Annotated in this window: 15 protein-coding genes; 12 read left to right on the plus strand and 3 right to left on the minus strand. The window is 53.8% G+C overall.

Going from position 1 to position 17,039, the window contains the following annotated elements; all coding sequences use genetic code 11:
* Positions 1-798 precede the first annotated feature (798 nt).
* Positions 799-1,164 carry a hypothetical protein gene (locus tag DZK26_RS04885; protein ID WP_147306679.1) on the plus strand — a complete coding sequence of 122 codons (366 nt, stop codon included), beginning with the start codon at positions 799-801 and terminating at the stop codon, positions 1,162-1,164.
* A gap of 645 nt (positions 1,165-1,809) precedes the next feature.
* Here DZK26_RS04885 and DZK26_RS04890 read toward each other — a convergent pair.
* Positions 1,810-2,772 (minus strand): integrase domain-containing protein, encoded by a 963-nt coding sequence (locus tag DZK26_RS04890; protein ID WP_181918412.1) that lies wholly within the window; start codon positions 2,770-2,772, stop codon positions 1,810-1,812.
* A gap of 1,330 nt (positions 2,773-4,102) precedes the next feature.
* Here DZK26_RS04890 and DZK26_RS04895 point away from each other — a divergent pair.
* The 6 genes from DZK26_RS04895 (at position 4,103) to DZK26_RS04915 (ending at position 9,932) form a co-directional block, all read left to right on the plus strand.
* Positions 4,103-4,393 carry a hypothetical protein gene (locus DZK26_RS04895; RefSeq protein ID WP_116898517.1) on the plus strand — a complete coding sequence of 97 codons (291 nt, stop codon included), beginning with the start codon at positions 4,103-4,105 and terminating at the stop codon, positions 4,391-4,393.
* A 349-nt stretch (positions 4,394-4,742) separates the two neighbouring features.
* Positions 4,743-5,447: a DUF4145 domain-containing protein gene (locus DZK26_RS04900; protein WP_117238629.1), complete on the plus strand. Its 705-nt coding sequence runs from the start codon at positions 4,743-4,745 to the stop codon at positions 5,445-5,447.
* A 149-nt stretch (positions 5,448-5,596) separates the two neighbouring features.
* Positions 5,597-5,809 carry a hypothetical protein gene (locus tag DZK26_RS04905; RefSeq protein ID WP_181935612.1) on the plus strand — a complete coding sequence of 71 codons (213 nt, stop codon included), beginning with the start codon at positions 5,597-5,599 and terminating at the stop codon, positions 5,807-5,809.
* On the plus strand, positions 5,787-8,288 hold the full coding sequence (locus DZK26_RS04910) for a chromosome segregation protein SMC (protein ID WP_116898514.1): 2,502 nt from the start codon (positions 5,787-5,789) through the stop codon (positions 8,286-8,288). The genes DZK26_RS04905 and DZK26_RS04910 overlap by 23 nt, the downstream gene beginning before the upstream one ends.
* A 250-nt stretch (positions 8,289-8,538) precedes the next feature.
* On the plus strand, positions 8,539-8,949 hold the full coding sequence (locus DZK26_RS14130) for a hypothetical protein (protein WP_147306678.1): 411 nt from the start codon (positions 8,539-8,541) through the stop codon (positions 8,947-8,949).
* A gap of 185 nt (positions 8,950-9,134) precedes the next feature.
* Positions 9,135-9,932, plus strand: coding sequence for a hypothetical protein (locus DZK26_RS04915; RefSeq protein ID WP_147306677.1), 798 nt, complete (start codon positions 9,135-9,137; stop codon positions 9,930-9,932).
* Positions 9,933-10,132: 200 nt separating this feature from the next.
* Here the strand turns inward: DZK26_RS04915 and DZK26_RS14135 are convergent, their stop codons facing one another.
* Positions 10,133-11,074: a hypothetical protein gene (locus DZK26_RS14135; protein ID WP_147306676.1), complete on the minus strand. Its 942-nt coding sequence runs from the start codon at positions 11,072-11,074 to the stop codon at positions 10,133-10,135.
* A gap of 412 nt (positions 11,075-11,486) precedes the next feature.
* Here DZK26_RS14135 and DZK26_RS04930 point away from each other — a divergent pair, with 412 nt between their 5' ends.
* The 4 genes from DZK26_RS04930 to DZK26_RS14145 all read left to right on the plus strand — a co-directional run bounded on the left by DZK26_RS04930 (position 11,487) and on the right by DZK26_RS14145 (position 14,574).
* Positions 11,487-11,933 (plus strand): hypothetical protein, encoded by a 447-nt coding sequence (locus DZK26_RS04930; protein ID WP_147306675.1) that lies wholly within the window; start codon positions 11,487-11,489, stop codon positions 11,931-11,933.
* A gap of 557 nt (positions 11,934-12,490) precedes the next feature.
* Positions 12,491-13,285: a hypothetical protein gene (locus DZK26_RS14140; protein WP_147306674.1), complete on the plus strand. Its 795-nt coding sequence runs from the start codon at positions 12,491-12,493 to the stop codon at positions 13,283-13,285.
* Positions 13,286-13,300: 15 nt separating this feature from the next.
* Positions 13,301-14,257, plus strand: a complete 957-nt coding sequence (locus tag DZK26_RS04940) for a right-handed parallel beta-helix repeat-containing protein (RefSeq protein WP_116898508.1) — start codon at positions 13,301-13,303, stop codon at positions 14,255-14,257.
* 119 nt (positions 14,258-14,376) lie between these two features.
* Entirely contained in the window at positions 14,377-14,574 is a 198-nt protein-coding gene (locus DZK26_RS14145) for a hypothetical protein (RefSeq protein WP_147306673.1), read from the plus strand.
* Positions 14,575-14,904: 330 nt separating this feature from the next.
* Here the strand turns inward: DZK26_RS14145 and DZK26_RS04945 are convergent, their stop codons facing one another.
* Positions 14,905-16,008: a phage integrase central domain-containing protein gene (locus DZK26_RS04945; RefSeq protein ID WP_147306672.1), complete on the minus strand. Its 1,104-nt coding sequence runs from the start codon at positions 16,006-16,008 to the stop codon at positions 14,905-14,907.
* Between the two features lie 479 nt (positions 16,009-16,487).
* Here DZK26_RS04945 and DZK26_RS04950 point away from each other — a divergent pair, with 479 nt between their 5' ends.
* Positions 16,488-17,039 (plus strand): lipocalin family protein, encoded by a 552-nt coding sequence (locus DZK26_RS04950; RefSeq protein ID WP_220337178.1) that lies wholly within the window; start codon positions 16,488-16,490, stop codon positions 17,037-17,039.

Consider the following 17,039-nt stretch of genomic DNA (forward strand, 5'->3'; position numbering starts at 1 on the left):
CAGGGTGGGAGGAGAACAAGCGCTGGCATGAAATTCTGGAAGCCCCACCCGAGCACGCAGAGCGAGAGCCGTACCGGATCACCCCAGCAGAACTGCTGCGAAGGGCAGAGGCCCGTCCACCAAAGAAAACCGGAAACACGGTTTCGTCCTTTACCGGTTGGATTTATTCGCTTTACCAGTCTCGTGCGCGTTCCTCGAGCCTTGAACAGGGTAAGCAGCTGGAGCGCCGACTCGCACAGCTAGATCAGCCCAAACCTCCAAAAGGAGTCTGGGATCTCCTGTATGTAGGCTACGGGCCCGAGGCACAGTCATCAAAGTCAATTTCCTCGCTTCTGGTTGAAGGAAAGTCGCTTTGGGGAAAGCCAGATATCGTCTTCAGAGAAAGGGCCACAGGGAGGATTCTGATCGTAGAGCTGAAGTGGTCGCGGGCCACACTGCCATCAGACTGTTGGCCGAACGTAAGGGCTCAGCTCTGGGCTTACAGCAAAATCGACGATTTCTCAGATTCTCCAGAGATAATCTTGGCTTGTGAAGCTTGGGGAATGGGGGTAGATGGGCTTAAACCTCGGGGCTGGTGGCGCTGGCACGCCCGGCGCGAAAGGTGGGAAAAGTATCATGAGGCTCTGTTTTCGTACTTCGGGGGCGAAACGGTATCGTAAGTCACTTAAGAATCACGAAATCCGTCCTCGGGGCGTTTTTCCGACACCTGGAGTACTAGCGATTCGTGGGCAATTCATGCCGGTTCGAGGCGCCTCTTAGGTGGGGCGATCACAGGAACGGTATTGCGTAAAGTGCACAGTGCGCGACGATTTACTGGAAATCACAACTCTCACCGATGAGATTGGAGGACCAGTGAGCACAGAAGACAATCGACTTCATGGCATTGTTAAATCAGGGAAGGTAATAGAATTCTTATCTAGCGCGGATAAGGAATTCGAGGAAATTCAGTGGACGGTATTTGGTGCCATCGAGACTAACGAAGTCATCGTTCGTGCCTCTGTCGGTGGGAAACACTTCTATCACGCTGCGCCTAGTCCCCTTGCTGTGCCGGTCATGGCAGATCGAAGATTTGGCATAGATGTGGCTGACAGTGCTCTTGCTGAGAAATTGTCGAACGAGCTATGGGCGCGCGATGGGGCAGCGATGGTAGCGTTACTCCAGTGACTCAGGCGGCATTCCTCTTAAGCGGTTTGTCGTCTATTCCGCGGGCGGGCAGTCTGCCCACGGTGGGAGTGGTCAGGTTGGTTGTCTAAGAATTCTTACATCCCGAATAGGGAATTTCCTACAGACACCGTTGGCTCCCACCACCACAATTTGTCCCGATAGGTCGACCACCTGAGTCAGAGTGCAGCCAGAGGCTCAGTGAACTCGATGACGGCGGCGCCTTCTCGATCCGCCCAGGGACTGCCTGGGCGGATTTCTTATGGAGCTGGCGGCATTATCCGGTGGTTTCCCGACTTCTAAACGCAAGTTTGGCAGGCCGACCACCAAGTCCCTTTCCTGGCACTCCGGTGCGATGGCGCCACGGCCCATTCAGTCGGGGCCGCCAGTCGGGCCATTTCCCCAGCGCCGCCAGTACAGCGCGGATAGTCCTCCAATGATCGTATCGTGTCGCTGGCGCTAAATCCCGGCATGCTACCTCCAAGTACCACCGAACATGCTTCAGCTTCCAGTGATAGGGGTGCGAGCGGCCGGCACCCCAGCGGGCGCCGATCGCCTCAGAAATTTGTCGAGCGCGAGAGATGTGACCTCTGACGGCACCAGAGGAACCCGGCTGGGACCGGCGAAGAATCTGTTCAATGCTTGTCCTCATTTGACGCCTCCTATGTAATTGCCAACGACATCGACACGGACGTGGCCCAATTCCTGCGAAATCTCCGCCCGAGCGGTCATGTCTAGGTCTCGAGGGGCTATTCGGCTTCCAGTCACTACAGGAGCCTCATGTCCGGTCAGCTGCGTATAGCGCTCGCATGCATATGCGGCTCGACAATCGTGGTAGCCGGCAATCCCAGCCGCTTTGAGTTCCTGGCGCCCCTCTCGGAGCTCGCCATCGACAAATTTGCGATAGGATTCGCCGGCAGCGAGGAGATTTCTGCTGCCTTCCGGGCTCGTGTCCAGTGCCGTTCGGAGTGCCTTATAGGCCTCCTGGGAGACCGGCACCAGCCGATCTGCGGTCCGGCCGCCTTTGGCTCCCTCCTGGATGTTCACTACACCCGTCTCTCGGGCTTCCCTTTCCAGTCGCGGAAGGTCGGCCAACGTCGCCTCGCGCTCTCTCAGACCTAGCTCTCGAGCCAATTCGACCACCGAGGCAGCGCGGTCACGGCCAGCAGCGCGCATGCTGGCGGCAGCTTTCGCCGCTTGGGCTCGATCGAGGCTGCCGGGTCTATCCTTACGGACATTGCTGCGAGATCCGCAGTAGTCCGAAGGGCTGACCTTGATCCCGCTGTCCCCTGTCATTGCGCGCAGGACAACCTGCGCACTGGAGATCAGGTTCTGTCCGTAGGCGACAGCTAGGTTCTTGGAAGACACCTGCTGGCCCACGTATTCGGAGAAATCCCGCAGAAGTCTCTCCGGATCGTTTCGCGCGAGGTCGCGGATTCCCTGCTCCCTCGCCCATTCCGAAAACTGGCCGAATCGACTTGCATGTGTGGCAACGGTCGCGAAATGACCGTCGCCGTAGTAGTCAATCAGGGCCTCTCGACCCGCATACGCCAGATCTCGGCCGTACCCGAAATTGCGGCTCGACCCGGCCGCGCTGTATTTCCCAGCCATTGCAGGCCTCCAGAACATTGAGAGTGGACCTGTGGCGTAGAAGGTCACTACGCCGCGACATCGATCGTGCAGCCAGGGCAAGCACCTCATTCTCCCGCCAGGAGTTGGTAAGTGATAACTGGGCTTGCGGTGCCAGCGACCGATGAGGTGCCATGATGCCGCCCATGGCTGCGTCGACAGGTGTGTACTGGGGACCTGTCAGCCCCGTTGTGACGCTTCGTCCATCTCCACGACTGTGTCTCCGGTGCTCCGGATGGCGGGGGTCGCGTGCAGTGCAGTGGCCGGCACTGCGTGGATGGGTGCGTATTCCGCTTCGCATATCGGCGTTGCGGGTTGCTTTGACAGTGGCGAGGGGCGGCTCGGAGGGAGCAGATGTCTGCCGAGATGCCAGGCTCGGGGGCATTCTGATGCCACATTCTGCTGTTGAGCGCGCCGCAACTGGCAGCAGGTGACAGCACCTGCTGTCACCTGCTGCCCCCTGCTGTCGACGCAGGGCCGTTGAAACAGGGCCTCCAGGCCCTGTTTTCTCGCCACACATTGCGCCGCATCCATGCGGCACAAGTGGTTTTCGCGCGCAGTTTTCGCGCGCGGCGAATGCCCGGAAACATTGAGTCTCCGGGCATTCGCGTGCGACACGTGTCGCCCGTCTCTTTGCACTCGCGCGCAAAAGAGACGGGCGAACACCACGGGGCGTCCTGCACCTGCAGTCCGCCCAAGTGTCGCTTTTGGGGTATTGACCGAGTCAATACGCGACCGTGCCGAAGAACAAGCTTCAGGCCTAGGCCATTTGAAAACCCCGTGCGGGGCATGGGAAGGCTCGCGAGTAGCGAGCATGGAAAGACCAGCCGAGGCCGGTCAATTCGAAGGTCAGCAACTAATCAGATGATCGCCGCAGAGATTTCTGATCGGCGAGGTGGTTGCTTCCCGGAAAGTTACGGATTCGCAAGTTATACCAATCCTGTGCGCCTCGGGCCCGTCGTTTTTTGGTTGGCCCTATCGCGTGGGCGAGATTTACGCAGCTCCCGCCTAGCTGATCACCACATTGCCAAGAAGCCCCCTCTCTGTCAAGTAGCCGCACTCCGGTTGAAAATCAGCCAACGGGGTGGAGGTCCTGATTGTTCCCCGTGAGCATATTTGGACACCAGTCCAGGACCACAAACCCACGGAGTAGCTCCGTGCGCGCCACTGCATCCGATTGGGCAAGTCTGCCCGCAGAGCTGCAGGGATGAGGGAATCGAGAGCGAATGAAGTTGGAGCACGACGCCTGGCGGGCCTTGCGGATCGACATTCGTAGCCGAAGGTGGAGATTCATTCGCACCGAGCACCCAAGATGGAGTACATCACGGAACAAGACATGGGCCTTGTCGAAAGACTGCGAATCTCCGACCAGCTCGCAAGCCAGATCGTCCAGCATGGTCAACTACACGCGGAGCCGCGCGTTCTCAGCCGTGTTTTGGACAGCGACGGATCAACCGTGCACTCCGTGCTCAAGAACTGGATTTTCGCTCTCATCGAGGCCGAGCCGGAGCGGTTTCAGAACCTGGAGGAAGCGGAGCGGTTTGCTACACGCGCCCTGACAGAGAGCATGCTCGAGGCTTTTCCAGGCGCCTGCGAACTGTAAGTCTGCATGCGTGGGTGCTCAGAATTACCCGCTCTTGGCCCGGCGTCCGTCACTCTCCCGCCTTGGTTGCCCCGAAGGAAAGGTCCGTGGCATATTGCCTACTAGAAACGGCTGGAGCGCGCCAACACGTAGGCGCACTCCCCGAAGTAGGAGGTTTCAGGACTATATGAACTATCCGCGCATAGCAACATGCCCGAAAATCTAGAAATCGCGTCAACTAATAGACTAGTGATCAGGAGACCAAAAACTAGAGATTTAGGGAGCGGAATCAAAGTTTCTCTCACTAAAATCCATTTCTCAATCCAAGTTTTCAGATAGAACCCGATCGACCAGTAGGGGGATCTTGCCGATGAATTTGAATGATGCGCGTAAAAGTATCTCTGAGCATGTAAAAGACCTGATTGACCAGTGCCCTCATTGCGGCGCGAAGTCTCATATCGAGGCCCAGTGGAATGAATGCCATAAGTACCGCAACGGCGATGCCGAGTTTTACGTGATATTCAGATGTCGGCCATGTAGAAAATTGATATTAAAGACACTCTACTTTGAGCAAAATCGGTATAGCCAACAAGAAAATCTAACGATGAGAGGGTGGAAAGACACTTTCCCCATGATTTTAGACGAGCATCTAGGTCCTGATGAAAAAGAGCATGTCCCTACTGAGGTGCTGGAGGACTATGAGGAGGCGTTGCGCTGCAAGTCCGTTGGCGCGGATAAAGCAAGTTGTGCAATGTTCCGGCGTGCGCTTCAGTCAGCTCTAGTCCTATTAGGCGCAAAAGCGAAAGAAAACCTAATTAGCCAGATTGATTCGCTTTATAGCTTGCCGGCGGATATCAGGGACTGGTCGCACCAAATACGAATATTTGGCAATTGGGGAGCCCACCCTGATCAGGATCAATTGAAGAACGTAGATCGAGATGATGTCCTAGAAGTTCACGACTTTTTCTCCAAATTTTTAGTTTACACATTCATCATGCCTGCAAAGGTGCGAGCATCGAGGGAACGTCGCGAAGCAAGAACACAACCTGAAAATGATTCAGGCAGTGAAGCGTAGAAACTGATTCGCGCTTTAACAACAGCGCTATCTCCGACCGACATTCCATGTGGCGCTCCACGGCCGCGTTTATGTTACTCACTAGGGCTCGCAATTCAAAATATGGCACATATTAAGATATGTGTATCTACAACGATGGTTCGATTGTTATGCCAGAAACAAATGAACAGCTGATCGAGAAGACAATTTCGCTTCTAGAAGGTGATGACAAGACAGATTCCTCATTACTAAAGGTGCTGTCCGCACACATTGTAAGGCTCAACCCCAAAAGCACTGCGGTGAGCGACGCCGTGCGGGAAATTGAAGAGATTGCCGAGAAGAGATCTGAGGAGCCTGAAGATGGCCATGCCGATCACGATTGAGGCCCTCAGGCTTGAAGGCTTCCGAGCATACCTTCAGCCGCAAACCATAACTCTTTGCCGCGGAAAGGCATCGCTCAGCCTTGCTGTGTTCGCACCAAATGCCAAAGGCAAGTCAAGCCTAGTGGACGCCTTCGAGTACTATTTTTCTGAAGACGCGACGCTGGCCCGACTAGGTAGGCGTCAAGCACAGACTCATGCAGGCCCCCTTGCGATGGAGCATGTCCATGCGGAGAAATACGGGGTCACACCGGGTGTCCATCTCTGGTTCAAGCAAGGTGGTGACAAGTTCGACGAAGCTCGGCATGTTTCTAAATCCGTAAAAACAGCTCCTCCCTTACCGGATTCAGCCAAGCGCGTTCTATCTAATACAAAGCTTCCTTTCATTATTCGGGGATACGAGCTACGAGGATTCGTTGAAAAGTATACGCCGGAAGACCGGTACAAAGATGTTGCCTCCTGGTTTGCGCTTGATCCGCTTTTACGCATTCAGAAGAATCTTCGCGCCCTGCGGCGGGACGTTAAAAAGATAGCCGAGTCGAAGACGGAGGAAAATGAACGACTCCGGGATCTAAAACAGATCACAAATAATGCTATCACTGCCTGGGATGAGGCCAAAATCTGCAGTTGGTTTAATACTTTGCTTGCCCACTTAGATGAAGGCCTGTCGCTGGCCGAGCTTTCTGAGGCAGATACCGGTTACCAGGAACTGGTCAACCGAAAAGCCGCCGAGGATGAACGGCTTGGGCTTGGCGTGCTCAAGCAGCTGTCCGCTCGCATTGAAGGGCTCTTCTTGGCTCCGGTAAAAGAAGGGGAAAAACCAAAAGGTAATATTTTCGCCTTTGAAAGCGCCGTCTCAGGTTACACGACCGCTGTCGCGCGCGAATCCGAGGAACGATCTAAGGCGAGCCAGGCAGTCTTTAATGAATTGTGGGTGTCTGCTAAGAAAGTATTCGAAAACGAGGAAACCAACTTTCAGAGCTGTCCTGTCTGTGACACGGCACTCACGTCTAGCCCCCACGGCTCACGAGAGAAAATCCTTTCCGGCCTGGAAGCCAAGCTTGCTGACTTGGGCGCGTACCGTGCCGCTGAAATGGATCTGCAAAAGGCTACCAAGGTCCTCCAAGATGCTTTGCGCGACGTAAAAGTCAAACTTGAAAGTGCGATTTCTAGCTTGAAGGATGCGGGCTATGAGGGCAAAGCGAAACGGATCGCTGCCTATCTAGATAAACTTAAGTCCTGGAAGGTTGGAGACAAAGCGCCACCCTCTGAGAAGGTGGTGACGGAACTGACTGTTTTGCTTACGTCAGTTTCCCGGGAACAAGAGCGTATCAAGAAGCGACAAGGGGAACACACATACGCCAGCACCCTCAAGGTCGCCGACGAGCTCATTCGAATCAAATCCCACCTGGAGAGGATTCAGCGGGTCAAGGCCGAGCTAGAGACACTTCAGCTGAATCTCAGCAGGCAAGCCCTGGTCATTAACAAAGCGATCGTTGAGCACGTCCAAGACCTCATCGGAACGCTCCAGAGGAGTGTGGATGACCTTTACAAGGACATTCAGGGCGGTGGTGGGAACGCACCGCCCATCCGTTTCGAGCTTCCGGGAGAAGATGATCTCAATCAGCAACGCATTCAACTTCTCATCGACTTCTCAGAGAACCGGAAGGGTGTGGTCCCGAGCGGCTATCTTAGCGATTCCCAGATCCATACACTGGCATTGGCGTTACGTTTGTCCGCTATTCGCATGTTCAACGATGGGGCCCGCATTATCGTTCTCGACGATGTGGTGACGTCGTATGATGCAGATCACCGCAAGAACATTGCGGCGGTCTTGGCAAAGCACTTTAATGACTTCCAAATTATTCTCGCCACTCACGATGAACAGTTTTTTAACCTTCTACAGGACCACCTTTCCACGGCAAAATGGTTGTTCCGCAGAATCACAAAGGTCGAACCCAACTTTGGCCCCCAATTTCACGACCACCGGACATCGGATGAAGCCATTCAGGCCAAGTTTGATGCAAATGAAAGTGCCGCAAGCCTTATGCGGCAGGCTGAAGAGGAGTGGTTGCTCGACATTTGCAGGGGCTTCGGCGTGAAGGTCGTCATTCGACCCGTCCATCGGCCTTACCAGTTTGAGCGTGGCGAAATGGCAGCTGCCCTCGCCAGCTTCTTGAAGGGCGTCGGCATCCTTCCGCCAGAAGTCCCTGGTATGTCCAATACTTTTATCAGTAGTCTTCAAAAAGGTGTAGTTGAAAATTTCGCCAGTCATTTCTCCGACAATCCCTACAAGAATGCGTCAATCGGCGATGAAATGGCGAGGTGGGAGGAGTTTCAGTATTTCCGCGACCAGTTTGCCTGTCCCTCCTGTGGCAAGCGCCGGTTCAAGAGGCCACCGAGTCTTAGTAAGCCGGTGTGTACCAAGTGCGAAACGCCCTTTGCGTTCACGCAATCCCAAAAGGCCGAGAGAAGTGGGTAATGAAAGGATCAATACACTATGTAAGCGGTAATTGCCCTAACGAGGCGCTCCACTGGGTTCTGCCCCGACAGCACGGTGGCTTTCGGTAAGACCTTTTCCTCTGCCACTGGCGCGGGCTTAGATCGCACCTGAATGGAAGAAAAAGTCTTAACAAGAGTGTCCGCCAGGTCGGGGTGGAACCCGTCTCGGGACCTTGATCTAAGTCTCTCGACTTGTTTAGAGTTAGGGGAGCGGTTCCGGGATGAGAGAAATGCCTTCGACGCCACGGAGTAATAAGCAGCGCTTCTATGGGCTCGTTACGAGCAAGGGAAAGAAGAAGGCTGTTTCGGGTACGAAATCAGAGCAACTACTGCTCGCGGGTGCAAGAATGCGAGTATTCCACTCGGAGAAAGATCTGTATGAGTGGCTAAGAAAACCGTTGATTCTCCCCGAGACAACGCACTCGTCGCCAGACTGGAAGACCTGCCCAACCTGCGGAGTGCATGTTAAAAAGGTTAACTATAAGAAGCACCAACAGCGCGTCCATAAGAATGCGGAGAAGGACCGGAGTCAAGCGAAGCGTGATCCGTATGGCCCGGAATACGATGACCCTCCTGATTTTCTAGACCTGCCAAATGTCGTTTCCGGGGGCGGCTTCGGCGTTGGCAAAAAGAAGAAATAGAGAGAGAGGCCGGCCAAAACGGGGGCTATCTTATAGCCCGCGCTTTTCTCCACTAGTCAGCGGGGCGCTAGCTAGGGCGATTGCAGCGATTTGATTTATAGAGTAGGGTCCACGATGGATAGGCGATACCTAGTCCGTCTTGCCCATTGCGGCTTAGGAAAGTCCTATCCGGACTGGAGGGGTTTATGAAGTTATTTCTTGCTTTACTTGTCTTTGTTCTTGCTGCATGCGCCGGGTCGCCCGAGATTCAAGATTCGTTTCCAAGCTATAGCGGAGAGGTGCTCCCTATGCGGACAGAAATTGATCCTACTCTATCTCCAAATTCACGATTAGTGAAGACGGGCGGAAAGTTTCAGATGAGAGAGGGTGGCCACTTCGAGACCCTGGAGTGGGAGGTGGAGTATAGAGAGACGCTGGAGCGTGGCCTTGACGGAAATATTTCTGCTACGGCAGATATTCTCACATACCTGATAAATGGCCAAGGCTTTGAATCGAATGAATCGATTATATCGACCGCATGGGACGCGTCGGAGGATGGTGTCCCCTCTAATGTGCAGTTGGACATTACTGAGCTGCCGAACGAATATCGCCAGCAGTGGTTTATTGAAGCATTCACTGAAGAAGCGAGAGGCTTGGCGCGGACCTTGGAGCTACCTAATGGATCCGTAAAAACTGGTTCTACGTGGGTGCCACCAGATTTTTCGATTCCGGATGAAATCAAAGAATTGCAAGATTTTGAGATTGAAAGCGAAGTGAAAGGGTGGAGCTTCGTGAACGGTGAAAGAGTCATTGTGGTGGAAACCTTTTTAGATGCACCTCCCGGGTCGGCAAACCATAATCTCTCCACTATGGGGCGGGGGTATACGCTTTATGATCCAATTTCCTTTGTGCCTGTAGAGTCCCGTTTTTCGGCAATTATGAATTTTACAAGGAATGGCGAACGTGTTACGGCGAGGGCGGATCAATATCGTACGTCGAGGTAGAAGAAAAAAACGATGGGAAGTCACAATGTTGTTCGTTTCCTGAGCTCCAGAGTGTCTAGAGGATGCTGGGCGATTCAGACTGAATCGACCCGGATTTCGTAGGCACCTCGGGTAGGCTGGTGCCTCGCCAGCAAAGCTAAGCCAGGGCTCGAGATAATAGGTTTAGTCGTCCTAGGTGAGTCCAGGTGATTTGTTTCGACCTAGTACTCGTTAGGAAAAAGAAGTGGCCTTAGCTTTTCCGATCTACTTGGATGCCGTAACTTTCTAAGCGCCTTCATCATTGCCTCTTCGTCAAACGCATCATCGAGATCGTTCACATCGAAAAAATATTGAATAAGAGGAGTGCGAAACTCCGCCTCAAGTGAAGATAGAACCTCCGCAACAGTGGATTTCATTTTCGCTTTTAAGTCACTCGAGGAATCCTTTGTGTAGTGAGGCTCGGTGTCTGTTCTACCAAAAACAGCATCGAGTAGACGCACGCAGCCCGGGGCATGAAGCCGCGAAAGTGTGTTCAGAATATCTGAGGTCGAGCCCTCTGACTCTCCGGGGGCCTCTTGTGGGATGTTGAGTTCGCCTGACGTACCGCCGTCGTTAGATGCATCTATCGGTCGAACCTGATCTTCTGCTGATAATTGCGCTAGCATTTCACTGTAGAAGGATGGGTCACCAAGAAGGGAATTGTCATCGGGGGACAGCAACTGTTCGCCTAGCTCGTGGACACGGACTATCGCTCCAACCAACAAGAGGTCGCGTGTGCGTGTGGGGTTGTTGTTGGGATGGTGCTGATGGCTATTTCGATATTCCAGAAGCAGCGAGCAAAGGGAGCACATTTCGCCCCATGCTGCAGCCGATTGGGGATCAACAGCCCTAAGTTGTCTCAAGTGTTGACGTGGTCGGAGTTGGAGAGGTCTGTCTCCAGGTGCAAGAAATCGTGCGATCGTAAAGCGATTGAGGCTCACGCCCAGATCGCCTTCCGGGGATCTATCAAGCTCCGACAGCATAAATACGAAATCATCGACGTCTTCGCCAGTCTCGTGTTCGATGAGTGAATTGAGGAACAAGCGAAACAAGCGGTCGACGACCGATGAGAGGTGCTCACGGCTAGCTTGCCCAAAGACTAAGTCGGCAAAGTTATTCTTCATAAATGCTCTCTCCGCAGGCCGCAATTCGCGGCTGCCATGTTAATCGATGAAGCGACCATTGCCAACTTTCCCAAAGCCAGCGCCGTCGAGGTAAGGTCAAGTGCTCGACTGACCCCCCGCTCGCTTAGCGCAACGCGCTCTGCGGGAAAATCTAGGATCCTAAGTCAATACACATCTAAGAGTCACAACTTTTTTCTGCCTTGCACACTGGCCCTTTGTATGATGACGCCTACGGCAATTGATCACTCCCAACCTTTTGGCACATTTCCCCGAATAGCTCCCACTGCGTTACCGGCTCTGAACGGGGCACAGCCCACTGCTCCCTGATCTGAATTCCGCCACGCACCTGCACCCCCTAGAGCGCCTGTCTCGCCCGCCGCTTACCATGGAGAAAGATCCAGGGAGCCGCCCTTTGAGCGCCGCTGCATCCGGTTGGGCCATTGCGAAAACAAACATTGAAGGGATGAGGGGCTCAAGAGCAACTGAAGTTGGATCACGGCGCGTGGTGAGCCTTGTATATCCACAATCGTGGCCGATGGTGAAGATTAATCAACACCGAGAAACCAAGATGGACCACGTCACGGAACAAGTCATCGGTCTTGTCGATAGACTGCGAATCTCCGATCAGCTCGCAAGCCAGATCGTCCAGCAGGGCCAACTACACGCGGAGCCTCGTGTCCTGAGAGGTGTCCTGAACAGCGACGGATCAACCGTGCACGCAGTACTCAGGAACTGGATTTTCGGTCTCATCGAGACCCAGCCGGAGCTGTTTCAGAACCTGGAAGAAGCGGAGTGCTTTGTCACACGCGCCTTGACAGAAAGGATGCTTGAAGCTTTTCCAGGAGCCTGCGAACTGTAGGTCTGTAAGCGTGGGTGATCAGAATCACCCACCTTTGGCGTGGCTTCTGTCGCTTTTCCACTGACTCCAAGTTCCAAAGGAGATACGAGAGTATTGGCTGTTCTCGCAGCTATGTGAGCCCGAGCTTCCCCAAACGCCATTAAACCACTGCTGGCCCAGGTCTGCAGCATTCGGCCTTGGCGCCTCGGAAGATCCGAGCGCCGAGTGATAGCGGTTCTTGGTCCCTTGGGCGCGCCTGATTCACTGGCGGGCTAATGGACTACGTTTCGGAGCCCCTCAGGAGACCTCTCATTGGCTGCGGACAGTTAGCCTTGGGGTACGGTCACTTGAACCAAGAATCCTCCCAAAGATGGACAGTATATTAGGCTGTCTTCAATTGACACGGGGCGCTTTGCTGCCGTATTATTTGATGCGAGGGGATAGGCTCAATTCCAACATCTTACCGTCTTCCAAGTAATTTCTTAATTTGCCGTTCCCAAGAATTGGATTAGTGACGAAATCGGCCGACGGCCGTCTCAATCGCTGAAGACAGTGCATAATCGAGTGGGGGTATGCGCATGAAACGAACGATGTTTATGCTGAACTGCGCTGCACTGATTGCAGGGAGCTTTTCGTGCGCGATAGCAACAGGACAAACCGCATGGGTTGAGCGCGCCCACCTCGCATTCGCCACGGCCAAAAGCACGTCACTTGGCGCGCTCGGCAGACAGCAGATCTTCGTTAAACACGATTCAGGTTCCATGCATATCGTCGACCTGGGCCTGTCGCAACGCATTCCCATATCAGCACTATCCATCGATGGAGATGATACTTATTTTTCCACTGCAGTGATGTGGCGAATGAATGATGCTCTGGTCACCCCTAGGGACATTGTAAAGCTTGCAGCTGACGGTAGCCGAGAAGTATTTTTGCATGGCGAAAATATCGGTCTTGATGAAAAAGCGCGCATCTCTGGGCTGTCTGTTGATAACGGAGAAATTCTGATTGCGCTGGATATGCACGCGGAAATCGCAGGGGTAAAGGTCAAGCATTCGGATATTCTAGAAGTGGATTCAGGGGTAGTATCTGTCCTTCACTCACTCAGCGAGCATGGGCTTCCGGATGCAATGCGAGTTGCAGCAGTAGATCGCACAGAGACGGGAACTATTTATCTAACTTTTTCATCCGGAGGCGTTGTTGATGGCATTTCTGCCATGCCTGGTGATGTAATCGAGTTCATTCCAAACAGCGACTCATGGAGCACGGCCATTAGGCGCGACCAACTAGGACTTGAATGCAATCCATGTGATGTAAATGCACTTGCACTTGAAACGTCGATGGATACGATTTTTAAAGACTACTTTCGCAACTGACTGTCGAGGTGTGAAATGCAATACCAAAGATCCATACTAGTACTAATCCTGATTTTGATCGTACCAATGGCGTCAGTGGCGGATAGTGGAAGCTATGAGATCAATCAGGCGTGCGTGGAAGACGGATGTTTTGAAGGAGACAGTTCGGGGTTTCCCATTGAAATTTCATCATCAGGTAATTATTCCCTGACTAGCAGCATCAACGTTGCTGACACTGATACCCATGCAATCCACATTTTAGTAGACAATGTCCGACTGGATTTGGGAGGTAATACGATTCAGGGGCCAAATGTGTGTGATATGGAAACCGAAACATGCAGTCCGGGTGGCGGGGGTCGCGGGATCAAGCTTGCGGACTTTGCAGATCGAAAGGGGATTCATATCGCCAACGGACAGATCGATGGGTTCGGCAACTATTGCATGAGTGTTGGATTCGCGGGATATGGGGCCGATCTAACGCTTTCAAATTGTTTTGCCGGTACGGGTGCTGGTCGAGGTGCGGTACTAGAAAGAGTAAGAAGCTATAACAATCGCTATGGGATCGATATAACTGGTGAAGCAATATTGAGACACTCAACGTCTGTGGATAATATAGTTAATGGCGTTCAAGTCAATACGGATGATCGCCGGGTGATTATGGAGCGTAACCAGATTCATGACAACGGTTCCAGTGGCATCCATGCCAATGGGCCATTGCTTGCAAAGGACAATTTCATTTCCGACAACTCCATTGGTATCCGATTAGGTGGCGATGCTGCTGGCAGCAGCCTGGAAGGCAATGTGATCCGGAAAAATAGCAGTCAAGGTATTTATATTTCGAATCTAAATGGGTCTGCTGGAGTGGCTATTTCGAGTAATGCATTGAGCGGGAACGGATCTTCGGATACCTCGCCTCAAATATCTGGACCTGACTCCACACGAGTCATAGAATTGACACCTAACATGTGCAATAACTCGACCACATGTTTGTAGCGTGCTTGGCTTTAGTGGCTCCAAGTCGGTTGTTCAGATTACTCGTTATATATATCAAGACAGATGCTTAGAGTAATGCTATACGATTAGCATTTTGAGACTCACCAATTGGATGATCTATGCAACTATCAGAAGCCTTGTTCCATAATATTCAAAAGCTTAGTGATCAAGCAGCTGAACTTCGAGAACGAGAAGAAGAGATTAGAAAAAGTGGGAGCAACGCTCAAACGACGATTGATCTACTTGTGAGCACGTGTGAAGAAATCGGTCGTTTAAATGACGCGCTAAAAAGGGAACTTGATGGTCTTCGAGCGTGATAGGCCAAGACACCCTGCGTACAGGTTGAGTAACAGAAATATATAGGATATCGTGAAATCACTCGCCCACGATGTACAAGTGTACAAGTTGGGTAATTACCCGACGGTCGGGGTCTCTGAGAGCTCTGATTGCGCCGCCTCTGCAACCTCGGGTGTGGGCTCCTTCGGAACGATCGGCGGCAACTTAGTTCGGTCCACTACATCACGCAGTGCTTGAGCCGGCGTTCGATCTTTCAGGCGATATTCCTGATGCGCCCGCAGGCTTCTCCGCTAACGACATTTCGAGAAAGTGCAGATGTCTGTGACATCTTGGATGCCTATCTAGATGGGTTAAGATTTAGTTTTGTGTTCGCTATAGCTCGTCATCAGGTTGCGGAGTGTCGTTAGTGCTGAGAGCTTTTCCGCGTAGTAGTCGTGGCGGTTATAGTGGCGCCATTGAACACCTGAGAGACCATGGCTCTGAAGCTGGGCGAGCGTGTCGGAGTGCAGTCCCGCGGCTGCGAGCCGAGTTTCCACGGTTCGGCGCAAATCCCCCAGGGAAAACGGGGCCGCCAGTTCTCCTTCGGTTAGCATCCGCGCAGATAATTTCCTAATTAGCTTTCCGACCCGACTTGGGTCGGCCGGGCTCTCCCCGTGAGTAAACGTAAACAGGTACGGTCCCATGTTCGCGCCGCGCATTTCGTCGATCGCCATTTGCGCCTCGAGCAGAACTGGGACCATGTGCCGTCGGGGCTGTTGTCGCTTTCCTTTCCGGTCCCACAGAGTCAACTGGCCGTCGGCTATGTCGTCGATCGTCGCCCGGCGAAGTTGCGCCAATCTCTGCCCTCCTAGGAGCAAGTGGGCCCGTAGTAGCGGCCCAGCGGGTTCGTCCGGCAAGCTGATTCGTCGCCACAGCGCCTGTAGCTCGCCCAGGCTCAGGTGGCGCTCACGTGGTTTGCTCGCTCCCTCGATGGTTGCAACGTCGGCTGCCGGATTGTGGTCGATGCCAAACTGGCGGTATCCGCTGGCTTGGGCGCTGGTCCGTGAGCGGAGGGCCAGTGCGTAGGCTCGACGAATATAGGCTCTCACCTTTCGAGCAGTCGTCAGCTTTCCCGATGTGGTCAGCGGCTCCAGGATTTCCAGACAGTCATCGAGAGACAGTTCGGCGGCGGGTTTCTGCCAGATCGCGATGTGGGGAGCAATGTGGTTTTCCACTGTGTTTTCTACATCGTCAGCACTGGCCTTGCCGGCTGACTGCAGCTCTCTGACGTAAGTTTCCATCAGAGCGCCGAAGGTTCTGGCTCGGGAGTCTTCGTCTGGCTCAGAGTTGTTGCGCCGAGCTGCCTCCTGGCGCTCTCTCTCCAGTACTTCGGCAAGATCCTTGCCTTCGGCGTGCAACTCGAGATAGCGGGACGAGAGCTGACGTGCGACTTTCCGGGCCTCGGCCAGGCTCAACGGGAGGCCCTCCGAGTCGTACATTGGAAGTGGAATTCTCCGCTGGGGTGTTCCATAGCGGTAGTAGAAGCGTGGCCCCTTCTTTGTGCCCCTGGCTTGAAGTGCGCCCGCGCCGTAGCCCAATGGCTCGTTGAGTGCCCGGCCTGGCTTCAGGCTCTCCAGCTGGCGAACGGTAATGGTGGTAGCTTGTCTTCTGGGCATGGCGTTGGGCAGACGGTCTACTTTGGTCTAATTCTGGTCTACTTTGCGCCGGCTTGCAATGGTCCTTGGTAGACCTTGTTAGACTGCTTACGCAGCATAATCAGTGAGATGCGAAAAAAGATAGATTTCTTCGGATTGTGCTGGACACTGCTGAACGGGATTTGTAATCAGAGGGTCGGGGGTTCGACTCCCTCAGCCGGCACCACCTCCCTTCCCCTGAAGCTTCCTTCACGGTCCAGGCGCTACGTTTCGCAGCACTCGTGGAACGGAGCATCGCAATGAGACATTTATTCGGCACGATCGCGCTGCTGGCGCTGTCGGGTTGCGCCATGATGCGCGGCGGGCCGCCGCTGGAGACGGTCGAGCGGGTCGATCTCGAACGCTACATGGGCGAGTGGTACGTGATCGCCAATATTCCGTATTTCGGCGAGCGCGGCAATGTGGCCGGCCGGGCGATCTATCGCATGCGTGACGACGGTCGCATCGATGATATCTATCGGTACCGGGACGCCAGCTTTGATGCCCCTGTGGAAGAAATGACCGGTGTGGCCTGGGTGGTCGACACCGAGACCAACGCCGAGTGGAAAGTCCAGTTCTATTGGCCGATCCGCTTCGGTTATTACATCATCGCGCTCGACGACGATTATCAATGGACCGTGGTGGGGCATCCTTCGCGGGAGTATGCCTGGATCATGGCGCGCGAGCGCGAGCTTTCCGATGAGCGCTACGCAGCTTTGCTCTGTATGCTCGAGGCGCGCGGATTCGATGCCTCCCTTCTCGAGAAGGTGCCGCAACGCCCGGAGCAGGTCGGAAAGCCGGGGTTCCAGTGA

Source organism: Wenzhouxiangella sp. 15190 (assembly GCF_003417465.1).
GTDB lineage: Bacteria > Pseudomonadota > Gammaproteobacteria > Xanthomonadales > Wenzhouxiangellaceae > Wenzhouxiangella.